This is a genomic window from Streptomyces zhaozhouensis (assembly GCF_900230195.1).
Taxonomy (GTDB): Bacteria; Actinomycetota; Actinomycetes; order Streptomycetales; family Streptomycetaceae; genus Streptomyces; species Streptomyces zhaozhouensis.
Genome location: NZ_OCNE01000002.1, coordinates 200,763 through 213,356, shown reverse-complemented (window position 1 = coordinate 213,356; position 12,594 = coordinate 200,763). Strand labels below are relative to the sequence as shown.

The 12,594-nt window shown below is 73.0% G+C and carries 9 protein-coding genes; 5 read left to right on the top strand and 4 right to left on the bottom strand.

What is annotated here, in order from left to right; all coding sequences use genetic code 11:
* Window positions 1-108 precede the first annotated feature (108 nt).
* Window positions 109-1,851, bottom strand: a complete 1,743-nt coding sequence (locus CRP51_RS04150; protein ID WP_097229598.1) for a pyruvate dehydrogenase — start codon at window positions 1,849-1,851, stop codon at window positions 109-111.
* Between the two features lie 193 nt (window positions 1,852-2,044).
* Here CRP51_RS04150 and dnaG point away from each other — a divergent pair, with 193 nt between their 5' ends.
* Window positions 2,045-3,994 (top strand): DNA primase, encoded by a 1,950-nt coding sequence (gene dnaG, locus CRP51_RS04145; RefSeq protein WP_097229597.1) that lies wholly within the window; start codon window positions 2,045-2,047, stop codon window positions 3,992-3,994.
* A gap of 86 nt (window positions 3,995-4,080) precedes the next feature.
* The gene (locus CRP51_RS04140) at window positions 4,081-5,187 is read left to right on the top strand and encodes an RNA polymerase sigma factor (RefSeq protein ID WP_097229596.1); all 1,107 of its coding nucleotides are present in this window, start codon (window positions 4,081-4,083) and stop codon (window positions 5,185-5,187) included.
* 129 nt (window positions 5,188-5,316) lie between these two features.
* On the opposite strand, the gene CRP51_RS04135 is transcribed toward CRP51_RS04140, so the two are convergent.
* The 3 genes from CRP51_RS04135 to CRP51_RS04125 form a co-directional block, all read right to left on the bottom strand.
* Window positions 5,317-6,741: an FGGY family carbohydrate kinase gene (locus CRP51_RS04135; RefSeq protein WP_097229595.1), complete on the bottom strand. Its 1,425-nt coding sequence runs from the start codon at window positions 6,739-6,741 to the stop codon at window positions 5,317-5,319.
* Window positions 6,742-6,907: 166 nt separating this feature from the next.
* Window positions 6,908-8,125 carry a cation:proton antiporter gene (locus tag CRP51_RS04130; RefSeq protein ID WP_097229594.1) on the bottom strand — a complete coding sequence of 406 codons (1,218 nt, stop codon included), beginning with the start codon at window positions 8,123-8,125 and terminating at the stop codon, window positions 6,908-6,910.
* Between the two features lie 149 nt (window positions 8,126-8,274).
* Window positions 8,275-8,754, bottom strand: coding sequence for a cation:proton antiporter regulatory subunit (locus tag CRP51_RS04125; RefSeq protein ID WP_097229593.1), 480 nt, complete (start codon window positions 8,752-8,754; stop codon window positions 8,275-8,277).
* A gap of 176 nt (window positions 8,755-8,930) precedes the next feature.
* Between CRP51_RS04125 and CRP51_RS04120 the strand changes: the two genes are divergently transcribed.
* The 3 genes from CRP51_RS04120 (at window position 8,931) to CRP51_RS04110 (ending at window position 12,592) form a co-directional block, all read left to right on the top strand.
* Window positions 8,931-9,761 (top strand): ArsR/SmtB family transcription factor, encoded by an 831-nt coding sequence (locus tag CRP51_RS04120; protein WP_342749002.1) that lies wholly within the window; start codon window positions 8,931-8,933, stop codon window positions 9,759-9,761.
* A complete protein-coding gene (locus tag CRP51_RS04115) occupies window positions 9,758-11,320 on the top strand; it encodes an MFS transporter (protein WP_170970429.1) in 1,563 nt (520 codons plus the stop codon). Before CRP51_RS04120 ends, CRP51_RS04115 begins: the two co-directional genes overlap by 4 nt.
* A gap of 87 nt (window positions 11,321-11,407) precedes the next feature.
* Complete coding sequence (locus CRP51_RS04110; RefSeq protein WP_097229591.1) at window positions 11,408-12,592, top strand: sensor histidine kinase; 1,185 nt, start codon at window positions 11,408-11,410, stop codon at window positions 12,590-12,592.
* Window positions 12,593-12,594: the final 2 nt, after the last annotated feature.

Below are 12,594 nucleotides of genomic sequence, written 5' to 3'. Positions count from 1 at the left end.
TTGGTCGCGCAGTTCCCCGCGCCCCTTCCGGGCCGGTGGGCGGTTTTGGGGTGCGTCCGTGGCGGGGCGCGGTCGACCACGGTGCCGCACCGGCCGGGTGGGTGGCCCTCAGGGACGAGGCACGTTGCGCAGGTTGCTGCGGGCCAGTTGGGCCATGCGGCCCACGCCGCCGTCGAGGACCATCTTGCCGGCGGAGAGCGCGAAGCCCGTCACCATCTCGGCCTTGATCTTCGGCGGGATGGACAGCGCGTTCGGGTCGGTCACGATGTCGACCAGCGCCGGCCCCCTGTGGCGCAACGCGCCACGCAGCGCCTTGCGCAGCTCCTTCGGCTTCTCCACCCGTGTCGCGTGCACCCCGACCGCCTCGGCCAGTGCCGCGAAGTCCGGGTTGCGGTAGCCGGTGCCGAACGCCGGCAGGCCGCCGACCATCATCTCCAACTCCACCATCCCCAGCGAGGAGTTGTTGAAGAGGATCACCTTCACCGGCAGGTCGTACTGGACCAGCGTCAGGAAGTCGCCCATCAGCATCGTGAACCCGCCGTCGCCCGACATCGAGACGACCTGCCGCCCCCGGTCGAGGAACTGCGCGCCGATGGCCTGCGGCAGCGCGTTGGCCATCGAGCCGTGCCGGAAGGAGCCGATGACCCGGCGCTTCCCGTTGGGCGTGAGATAGCGCGCCGCCCACACGTTGCACATCCCGGTGTCCACCGTGAAGACCGCGTCGTCGGCCGCCTCCTCGTCCAGCACGTAGGCCGCGTACTCGGGGTGGATCGGCGTGTGCCGTTCGACCTTGCGGGTGTAGGCGTGGACCTTGCCCTCCAACGCCTCGACGTGCTTCTTCAGCATCCGGTCCAGAAAGCGCCGGTTGTTCTTCTCCTTGACCCTGGGCGTCAGGCAGCGCAGCGTCTCGCCGACGTCGCCCCAGACGCCGAGGTCCAGCTTGGAGCGGCGCCCGAGGTGCTCCGCGCGCACGTCGACCTGGACGATCCGCACGTCGTCGGGGAGGAAGGCGTTGTAGGGGAAGTCGGTGCCCAGCAGCATCAGCAGGTCGCACTCGTGGGTCGCCTCGTACGCCGCGCCGTAGCCCAGCAGCCCGCTCATCCCCACGTCGAACGGGTTGTCGTACTGGATGAACTCCTTGCCGCGCAGCGCGTGCCCCACCGGCGCCTTGACCCGTTGCGCGAACTCCATCACCTCGTCGTGCGAGCCGGCGACCCCGCCGCCGCAGAACAGGGTGATCCGCCGCGCCTGGTCGACCATCTCGGCCAGCTGGTCGATCTGCGTCTCCGAGGGCCGGACCATGGGGCGCGCGGTGACCAGCGCGTGCTCCTCGGCCTGCTCGGGCACCTGCTCGGCCGCGATGTCGCCCGGCAGCGCGACCACGCTGACGCCGCCCCTGCCGATCGCGTGCTGGATCGCGGTCTGGAGCACGCGGGGCATCTGCCGGCGGTTGGAGATCAGCTCGCAGTAGTGGCTGCACTCCACGAAGAGCCGCTCGGGGTGGGTCTCCTGGAAGTAGCTGGTGCCGATCTCGGCGCTGGGGATGTGTGAGGCCAGCGCCAGCACCGGGGCCATGGAACGGTGCGCGTCGTAGAGGCCGTTGATCAGGTGCAGGTTGCCGGGGCCGCAGGAGCCGGCGCAGGCCGCGAGCACGCCGGTGAGCTGGGCCTCGGCGCCGGCGGCGAAGGCCGCGGTCTCCTCGTGGCGCACCTGGACCCAGTCGATGTTCTTGGTCCTGCGCACGGCGTCGACCACCGGGTTGAGGCTGTCGCCCACCACCCCGTACAGCCGTCTCACGCCGGACCGCACCAGCGTCTCCACCAGCTGCTCCGCCACCGTCTGCTTGGCCATGGCCACCGACCACCTCTCGGATGTTTCCTGCCGACCCCGGGAAACTTATCCCGTAATGTCCGTAACGCCTGTCTCATCGCCGTTCCGTTCGGCCGCCCCGGGATCATCCGGGTGAAGCCGGGCGCAGGGGGCAGGGGGCGGCCCGGTCGCGACCCCGGGGCCGGGTGTCGGTGGGCGGTCGTAGACTGCGAGCGTGGCGGGCAGGATCAACGACGACGACGTGAAGGCGGTCAGGGACGCGGTCCCGATCGACGCCGTGGTCGCGGAGTACCTCCAGCTGCGCCCCGGCGGCGGGGGGAACCTCAAGGGCCTGTGCCCGTTCCACGACGAGAAGTCCCCCTCGTTCCACGTCAGTCCGAGCAAGGGCCTCTTCCACTGCTTCGGCTGCCAGGAGGGAGGGGACACCCTCGCCTTCGTGATGAAGATGGAGCATCTCTCCTTCTCCGAGGCGGTCGAGCGGCTCGCCGCCCAGGCCGGCATCACCCTCCGCTACGAGCAGGGCGGTTACACCCCGGGCCGGCAGGCGGGGGAGCGGACCAGGCTGCTGGAGGCGCACCGCGCCGCCGCCCGGTTCTACGCGGAGAGGCTCGCCTCGCCCGAGGCCGAGATCGGCCGGGTCTTCCTGCACGAGCGCGGCTTCGACCAGGCGGCCGCCGAGCACTTCGGCGTGGGGTACGCGCCGGCCGGCTGGGACCACCTGACGCGCTATCTGCGCGGCGCCGGCTTCAGCGACAAGGAGCTGCTGCTGGCCGGGCTCGCCCAGGACGGCAGGCGCGGCCCCATCGACCGCTTCCGCGGCCGGCTGATGTGGCCGATCAGGGACATCACGGGCGAGGTCGTCGGCTTCGGCGCCCGCCGTCTGCGCGAGGACGACAACGGCCCCAAGTACCTGAACACGCCGGAGACCCCGATCTACCGCAAGTCCCAGGTGCTCTACGGCATCGACCTGGCCAAGCGGGACATCGCCAACAACAACACGGCGGTCGTCGTCGAGGGGTACACCGACGTGATGGCCTGCCATCTCGCGGGGGTCACCACCGCCATCGCCACCTGCGGCACCGCGTTCGGCGGCGAGCACGTCAAGATCCTGCGCCGGCTGCTGATGGACAGCTCGGCCTCGCACCGCGCCGGCGAGGTGGTCTTCACCTTCGACGGGGACGCGGCGGGCCAGAAGGCCGCGCTGCGCGCGTTCGAGGACGACCAGAAGTTCGCCGCCTACACGTTCATCGCCGTCTCGCCCGGCGGGATGGACCCGTGCGACCTGCGGGTGGCCCAGGGCGACGAGGCGGTCAGGGAGCTGGTCGAGGCGCGCGCCCCGCTCTACGAGTTCGCCGTCCGTTCCCTGGTCAACCGACACAACCTGGAGACGGCGGAGGGCCGTTCCGCCGCCCTGGAGCACGCGGCGCCGCTGGTCGCGCAGATCAAGGACCCCGCCATCCGGCACGAGTACGCGGTCCGGCTCGCCGGCCTGGTCGGCATCCCCGACGAGCGGTTCGTGCTGCGCAGGGTCGCGCAGTTGGCGCCGTGGAGCCGGCAGCGCGGCGAGCGGAACGGGAGCCTCCCGCGTGACGGCGGCGCGCGGGGCGCGGCGCACGCCCCGCCGTCGGCCGTGGCGCCCCCGTTCGGAGGGCCCTCCGGGGGCCCGGCGCTCAACCTGCGCAACCCGGCCCATCTCGGCGAGCGCGAGCTGCTGAAGCTGGCCCTCCAGTTCCCCGAGCTGGTCTCCCCGGCGTTCGACGCCTACGGCGAGGACGAGTTCACCGCCCCGCCCTACGCCATGGTCCGCCGCCTCATCATGGAGGCCGGCGGCGTCGCCTCCGCCGATTCCTCCTATCTGGGCCGGGTCAGTGAGGCGGCCCCCGACGACGCGGTGCGGGTCCTGGTCAACGAGCTGGCGGTCGAGCCGCTCCAGGTCGGCCGCAAGCGGCAGCGCGAGATGGACTCCTACGCCGGCTCCCGGCTGGTCCAGGTGCGGCTGGCGGCGGTCAACCGCCGCGTCCAGCAGTTGGAGTCGGACGCCCGCCGCGCCGAGGCCCAGTCGGGGAACACGACGGCGGCCGACGTCCGCCAGGAGCTGTGGACGCTCAACCAGTACGCCAGGGCGCTGCGGGAGCGCGGGGTGGCGGCGCTCTACGCGGTCTGAAGGCCGCCCGGCGGCGCGGCGGCGGCCCGGGCGCGGCTCGAAGTCGGTCAACTTCCCGGTGACCGGAGAAAATTGTCGCCGCACGCATCTCGTGGCCGGAGTCAGGTGTACCTCACACTGGGGAACGGTGCCGCTCCGCTCCCGCCGCGACCCTCCTGGAGGTCGTCCACGTGCAGACCCCGACACTCAAGCGTGCGGCTCCCGCCGCCCCCACCCCGTCCGCGACCGAGGAGCAGGAGGAGCGGTCCCTCGCCGTCACCACCAGGGCGGAGCCGGGCGGTGGCACGGCCAACGACCTCTTCCGCCAGTATCTGCGGGAGATCGGCCGGATCCCGCTGCTCACCGCGGCCGACGAGGTGGAGCTGGCCAAGCGGGTCGAGGCGGGCCTCTTCGCCGAGGAACGACTCAGCGGCACCGCCGAACTGGACGAACGCCTGGCCCTCGACCTGGACCGGCTGGTCGTCAGGGGCCGGATGGCCAAGCGCCGGCTGATCGAGGCCAACCTCCGGCTGGTGGTCTCCGTCGCCAAACGCTATGTCGGCCGCGGCCTGACCATGCTCGACCTGGTCCAGGAGGGCAACCTCGGACTGATCAGGGCCGTCGAGAAGTTCGACTACACCCGCGGCTTCAAGTTCTCCACGTACGCGACCTGGTGGATCCGCCAGGCGATGTCCCGCGCCATCGCGGACCAGGCACGCACCATCCGCGTTCCGGTCCATGTGGTCGAGCAGATCAACCGCGTCATCCGGGTCCAGCGCCGGGTGCTCCAGGAGCGCGGCTACGAGCCGCCGCCCGAGGAGGTCGCGGCGCTGCTGGGCCTCACGGCCGCACGGGTCGGCGAGATCCTGCGGCTGGCCCAGGACCCCGTCTCGCTCCAGACGCCGATCGGCGACGAGGACGACGTGGCGCTCGGCGACCTGATCGAGGACGTGGACATCCCCTCGCCGGCCGAGTCCGCCGCGTTCCTGCTGCTGCGCGAGCAGTTGGAGGCGGTGCTCTCCACGCTGGGCGACCGCGAACGCCGGGTGGTCGAGCTGCGCTACGGACTGCTCGACGGGCGGCCGCGCACCCTGGAGGAGATCGGCGGCCTCTTCGGCGTCACGCGGGAACGCATCCGCCAGATAGAACACAAGACCCTCGGCAAGCTGCGCGACCACACGTACGCGGAGCAGTTGCGCGGCTACCTGGACTAGCGGCTGGCCGCCGGGGCGTGGCGCGTCACCCCGTACGGGGCGCGGGGAGGCCCGCGAGCGACCGCCCGCCCCGGCGCGGTCGACGGCCCGCCCGGCCGGCGCGGCCGGTGGTCTTCCGGGGCCCGCCGGTCAGGTGATCGCCCCGGGGTGGATCTCGTCGCGCACGGCCGCGTACTGGAGGCGGACGGAGGAGCCGACGGCCGGCTGGTCCTCGTCCGGCTCGAACCGTTCGCCCCGCGCCGGCGCCCACTCCGGCGGCGCGTCCGCCGTCAGGCGCCCCTCGTCCACGCCCAGCGCCCACGCCGCCTGGCGGGCGGCGCCGATCGCGGTGTAGTCCGCCGGCTCGGGGACCACGACCGTGGCGTTCAACATCGCCGGCGCCAGCTTCCGCACCGCCGGCAGGGTCGCCACCTGGCCGAGCAGGAAGACCCGGTTGATCGCGACGCCCCGCCGGCGCAGCATGTCGGCGGCGTCGGCCAGCCCGCAGAGCATCCCCTCGAACGCGGCTCTGGCCAGGTGCTCCGGCTTCATCGACTCGCGCCGCAGCCCGGCCAGGGTGCCGGCGGCGTGCGGCAGGTCGGGCGCGCGTTCGCCCGCCAGATAGGGGAGCAGGACCAGGCCGTGCGCGCCGGGGGTGGAGGAGAGGGCGAGTTCGGACAGTTCGGACAGGTCGCGGCCGAGGAGTTCGGCCGTGCCGCGCAGCACCCGGCTGGCGTTGAGGGTGCGCACCATGGGCAGATGGTGCCCGGTCGCGTCCGCGAAGCCGGTGATCGTGCCGGTCGGGTCGGTCAGCGCCTCGTGGTGCACCGCGCAGACCGAGCCGGAGGCGCCGAGCGCGATGACCGCGTCGCCCCTGCCCACGCCGAGGCCGAGGGCCGCGGCCATGGTCTCCCCGGTGCCGGCCGAGATCAGCAGTCCCTCGGGGGTGCGTCCGGCGGCGTCGGCCGGGCCCAGCAGCTCGGGCAGGCTCACGGGATGGCCGATGGCCAACTCGGCGAGTTCGTGGCGCCAGTTGCCGGAGACCGCCGACCAGTAGCCGGTGCCGGAGGCGCCGCCGCGGTCCGTGGTCCAGCGGTTCGGCCGGCCCAGCAGCTGCCACACCAGCCAGTCCTGCGGCTGGAGCACGGTCGTGGTGCGCCGGGCCGCCTCCGGCTCCTGGCCGGCGAGCCAACGCAACTGCGCGACCGGGTGCGTCGGCTGCGGCACCGAACCGACGGCCTCGGCCCACGCGGCCCGCCCGCCCAACGCGTCCACCAGCGCGAACGACGCCGCGCGCGCCCGGTCGTCCGCCCCGGCCAACGCCGGGCGCACCGGCTTGCCGTCCGCGTCTATCGGGACCACGCTGTGCGGCTGGGAGGCGACTCCGATCGCCGAGACCTCGTCGAGCATCCCGCCGTCGGCGGCCTCGCCGAGGGACAGCAGCCATGACTCAGGCGCCGCCTCGCCGGACGGGTGTTCCGCGTGCCCCTGGCGCAGCACCTCACCGGTCTCGGCGTCGCAGACGACGATGCGGGTGTAGGCGGACGAGCTGTCGAGACCTGCGACGATTCCCATGGGTCCGAATGATGCCTCATCCGTTGGCCACGGGTGGACGGGCCCCGGAAACGGTGGCGCACCCGGGAACGGGCCTCGCGGGGGAAGGACCCCGCCGGGGAACGGGCCTCGCGGGGGGAGGGGCCTCGGGCCCGCGCGCTCCCCGATGCGCGGGCCCGAGCGCCACCTACGAGCCGGCCTCGGTCGCCGGCCGCACGTCGGTCATCACCGCGGAGCCCGCCTGCTTGGCGGCGCGGCGTTCCATCAGGTTGCGGGCGACCGGTTCCGTCCAACGGGCGGCCAGCGGGCCCACGATGACCATGATCAGCACATACGCCGTCGCCACCGGCGCGATCCGTGGTTCGGTCGCCGAGGCGAGACCGGCGATCACGATGGAGAACTCGCCGCGCGCCACCAGGGCGCCGCCGGCCCGCAGCCTGCCGCGCGGCCCGATGCCCGCACGACCGGCCGCGTACCAGCCCGTGGCGATCTTGGTGAGAACGGTCACCACGGCGAGCAGCAGCGCCGGAACGAGCACCGGCGGTATGTCGCTCGGCGTGGTGGAGAGGCCGAAGAACACGAAGAAGACCGCCGCGAAGAGGTCACGCAGCGGCATGAAGAGCCGGCGGGTGGTGTGCGCCACCTCGCCGGAGAGGGCGATGCCCACCAGGAACGCGCCGACGGCCGCCGACACCTGGAGCTTCTGCGCGATCCCGGCGACCAGCAGGGTCAGGCCGAGGACCACCAGCAGCAGCATCTCCGGGTTGTCCGAGGAGACCGTCTTGCTGATCCACCGGCCGTGACGCAGCGCGACGAAGAGCGCGATGCTGGCGGTGCCCAGCGCGATCGCCAGCGTGACGCTGCCGCTGACCAGCCCCACGCCGGCCAGGACGGTGGAGAGCACCGGCAGGTAGACGGCCATCGTCAGGTCCTCGATGACCAGGATGCCCAGGATCACGGGGGTCTCCCGGTTGCCGAGGCGGTTGAGGTCGGTGAGCACCTTGGCGATCACGCCGGAGGAGGAGATGTAGGTGACGCCGGCCAGCGCCAGCGCGCCCACCGGGCCCCACCCCAGCAGGAACCCGGCGAGTGCCCCGGGCGTCGCGTTCAACAGCAGGTCGACCGCGCCGGACGGGTACTGCGTCTTGAGGCTGTCCACCAGTTCGGGCGCCGTGTACTCCAGGCCCAGCATCAGCAGCAGCAGGATGACGCCGATCTCGGCGCCCACCTCGATGAAGCCCTCGGTGGTGTTGAGCGGGAGCAGTCCGCCGTGCCCGAAGGCCAGGCCGGCCAGCAGGTAGAGGGGGATGGGGGAGAGACCGAGCCGGCCGGCCAGTCGTCCGACCAGGCCGAGGCCCAGGACGACCGCCCCCAGTTCGATCAGCATGATGGTGGTGTCGTGCAAGAGTCACCGCACCTTTCAGTTCGCCCTGCCGCGCCCGGGCGCCGCATGTGTCGTCGGTGTTCGAACCCGGCGTGCGGCAACCCGCGCGGGGGCGTGCGTGACGCCGGGTCCCAGCGCTGTGGCGGTCCCGGACGTACGGACCGCGCTGATCAGCCGCCGGCGATGATGTCGGAGAGGTCGTCGACGCCCTCGCGGGTGCCGACCACCACCAACGTGTCTCCCGCCTCAAGGCGGTAGTCGGGACTGGGGGAGGGGTGCGTGCTGGTCCTGCGCAGCACGGCGACGATGGAGGCGCCGGTGCGGGTGCGGGCCCGCGTGTCGCCCAACGGCCGCCCCCGGTAGGGGGAGTCGGGGCCGATGGGGATGCGCTCGGTCACCAGGTCGAAGCCGAGTTCGCCGCCGGGGAGGGCGTGGTCCGCGAGGTCGGGCGCGATGATCGAGGCCAGCCGGGCCGCCTCCTGGGCGTCCAGCGGCACGGTGCCCTGGCAGGCGTCGGGGTCGTCCGGCGAGTAGAAGGCGATGAACCGCCGACCGTCCTCGTGCGCGACCACCGAGATGTGTCGACCGTCCCGAGTGGCGAGGTCGTACTGGGTGCCGACGCCCGGCAGTGGCGTGCGTCGCGTCACCATGAAAACGCCCTCCTCAGGCGGGGGTTCGTGCTGAGCATAACGTCAAGAGGAAACCAGCCTGTTTCCGCAGTCAAGAAAAACCCTGGCAAAGCGAGGCATGGGAACGGTAAAGAGGGCATGTCAGGGGAGTGCCAACATCTCTTTGCAAAGAAGTGTTGGCGGTTTATGGTGGCCGGGTGACCGACACTCCACGCGATGGCGGCGCTCCGACGGAACGCCCCGCTCAGCCGCTCGCCCACCTGACGGATCCGCCCGTCTCGCACATCGAGCTGGACGCGCGCGGACTGCGCGCGCTGGCCCATCCGGTGCGGGTCAGACTGCTCGGACTGCTCCGCGTCCACGGGCCGGCCACCGCCACTCTTCTGGCCCAGCGCATGGAGCTGACCAGCGGCGCGACCAGCTACCACCTGCGCCAGTTGGCGGCGGCCGGCTTTGTCTCCGAGGACACGGAACGCGGCAACGGACGCGAACGCTGGTGGCGTTCGGTGCACCAGGCGACCGCCTTCCGTGACATGGACCTGGTGCGGCGGGAGATGGACGCGACCCTCGGCTATCTGCGGTCGATCCTCGCCTCACACACGCTGATGGCCCAGCGGACGCTCAACGAGCTGGAGACCATGCCTCGGGAGTGGGGCGACGTCGTGGAGTTCAGCGACGCGCTGCTGCGGCTGACCCCGGAGGAGGCGAAGGAGCTGCGGCGCGACATCTCCGGCGTGCTCAACCGCTACCGCCGCTACGCCCCGGACCAGCCGACCGCCCCCGAGGGCGCCGAACGGGTAACGCTCGTCCTCCACATGCTGCCCGGCCTCGACGACACTGACGGCGCGGCGCCGGAGGCGGGCGCCGGTGCGTCCGCTGCGGGCGACGCCTCCGCTGCGGGCGACGCCTCCGTGGCCGGTGACGCCTCGGTCGCTGGTGACGCCTCGGTCGCCCATAGCGCCTCGGTCGCCCGTGACCGGGCCGCCGCGGGGGAGGGTGTCGCGGGGCGCTCCGACGGTGCGTCATGAGACGGGCGACGAGGGCTGCGGAGAACCGACTCCGGCCGCTGGTCGGCGTGTTGACGGCGATGGGCATCGCCTACACCGGAAGCCGCGTCGCCGCCATCGCGCTTCCGTGGTTCGTGCTCACCTCCACGGGGAGCGCCGCCCAGACCGGGCTGGTGGCGTTCTGCGAGATGACGCCGTATGTGCTGGTCAAGGCACTCAGCGGACCCGTGGTCGACCGGATCGGGCCGCGTGTCGTGTCCTGGACGACCGACCTGTTCAGCGCGGTGGCCATCTGTCTCGTCCCGCTTCTGCACGCCGCCGACGCGCTTCCGCTCTGGGCACTGCTGGTGCTGGTCGCGCTGGTCGGAGCGTCCCGGGGGCCGGGTGACCTGGCCAAGGAGGTCATGATCCCGGAGGCGGCCGAACGCGGCACGCTCCCCCTGGAACGCGCCACCGGCGCCGCCGGGGTGATCGAACGGCTGGCCACCACGGTCGGGCCGCTCGCCGGTGGCGGACTGATCGCGCTGGTCGGGCCGTTGGCCGGGCTCTATGTGAACGCGGCCTGCTTCGTGACCGGGTCCCTGGTGATCGCGCTGACCCTGCCCCCGGGGATGGGGCGCCCCGTGCCGCCCGAGGCCGTGGAGGGCGGGACGGGGGCGCCGGCTTCCGGTTACTGGCGGCAGATGGCCGAGGGCTTTCGTTTTCTGAGCGGGGCGCCGCTGTTGCTGGCGTTGATGATCACCATCGCGATCACCAACCTGCTGGACGCGGCGTTCAGCTCCGTCCTGCTTCCGGTCTGGGCGGAACGCAGCGGCGCGGGCCCCTCGGCGCTCGGCGTGCTGGTGGCGACGTTCAGCGTCGGCGCCGTCGTCGGGAGTCTGATCGCGACGGCCCTGGCGCACCGACTGCCCCGCCGGCCCGTGGTGCTGATCGGCTACACGGTGTGCGGTCTGCCGCGCTATCTGGTCATGGCGCTCGCGTTGGACGGGCACGCGCCGCTTCCCGTGGTGGCCGTGGTCTTCGTGTTGGGCGGCCTCGGGGCCGGCTTTCTCAACCCGATCATCGGGGCGGTGATGTTCGAACTGATACCCCGCCGGCTGCTGGGCCGCACCAAGGCGCTGTCCACCTCGCTGGCCTGGTCGGGCATCCCGCTGGGCGGGCTGCTCGGCGGCCTGGCGGTCACGGCGGCCGGGCTCGGCCCGACGCTGCTGGTCGTCGGCTCTCTCTATCTGCTCACCACCACCATCGCCGGACTCCGGCCGGAGTGGCGGGAGATGGACGCCTCCCGCCGCGGACGCCAGACTGCCGGTGCCGACAGCCCCGGAGCTTGCGACCCGGCCACCGGGGATCCCGCGCCCGACGCCCCAGGAGCGGAAGTTTCCGGTGCCGGCGACTGCGGAGCCGGCGACTCAGGAGTCGGCGACTGCGGTGCCGGCGCGTCCAGGGGCTCCGCGCCCGAGAAGGCCGTGGCCGCGTCTGTCGAGGTCGAGGTCGAGGCCGGGAGCGATGCCGAGGCCGGGAGCGATGCCGGCGTCGGCGCCTCGCCAGCCGACGAGAGGTCGGGGCGGCCCGTCCCCTGAGCCTCGGCGGCCCCCGGGAGGAGGTCCGACTCCTCCCCTGGGACGACCCGGCCGGTCCCCGGCCCGGCTAACGTCGTCACCGTGCGGATGAGCTGGCTCACCGATGCGGTGAGGGACCGGAGGGGGCCGGTGCGGCTGGTACCCGCGCTGCTCGCCCCCGGCTGTCTGCTGCTGGTCGGCAGCGGCGAACCCACCTCGGCCGACTGGGCGTTCGCCCTGGTCGCGGCGCTCGCTCTCCTTCCCGGTGGCTGTCTGCCGCTGTCGGTGGTCTTCGTCGAGGCCGCGCTGGTGGTCGTCGCCGGTGCCGTGGCCGACGCCCCGCCCGCCGTCGTGAAGGTCGCCGCCTGCCTCGCCATGGTCGAACTCGCCGCCCGCCGACCGCCCAAAGCCGCGCTGTTCGGCGGGGCGGCCCTGGCGCTGGCATACCTGGTGGTGTACCTGGAGTGCGGCGAGTGCGCGGACGCCGTCGGGCTCGGCTACCTGCTGGTGGTGCTGGTCGCCGCGCCACTGCTGCTGGGGTGGTGGCTTCGTGCCCTCAGCCAGAATCTGGCCCAGGCCCAGGCCAGGGCGCGCGAGGCCGAGGAGCGCAAGGAACTGGCCGCCCTCGGCGCGCGGTTGGCCGAACGCGCCGAGCTGGCGCGGGAGGTGCACGATCTGGTCGCTCACCATGTCGCCTCGATGGCGCTGCGGGCCGGGGTGGCCCGGGAGGTCCTGCCCGATCTCGACCCGCGGGTGCGCACCGTGCTGGACGACGTGCACGGCTCGGCCACCACCGCGCTCGTCGATCTGCGCCGGCTGGTCGCCGTGCTCCGCGACCCGGCATCGGTCACCGACCCGACCCGTTCGCTGCTGGTCGAGCCGGCCGAACTGCCCGCCGCCCTCGCGTCGGTGGTGGAACGCTCCGGCCGTAACGGGCTGCTGCTGGAGAGCCAGGTCGACCCCGAGGTCGCCGGCCTGGACGCGCTGCGCGGGCTCGCGGTGCTGCGGGTGGTGCAGGAGGGACTGACCAACGTCGCCAAGCACGCGGGGGTCGGCGCCCGCGCACGGGTCTCGGTGGCGCTGGCCGACGACGCCGTCCTCGTCGAGATCAGCGACGGAGGGGACGGTGCCCCGGCACCGGAACGGCTGCTGGTCGACTCCGGCTACGGCATCGAGGGGCTGCGCGAACGCCTCGCACTGCTCGGCGGTACCGTCACCGCCGGGCCCGAGGGCCGGGGCTGGCGGCTGCGGGCGACGGTGCCGACCGACGCCGCCCGGGTGGCGAGGAGGTGAAC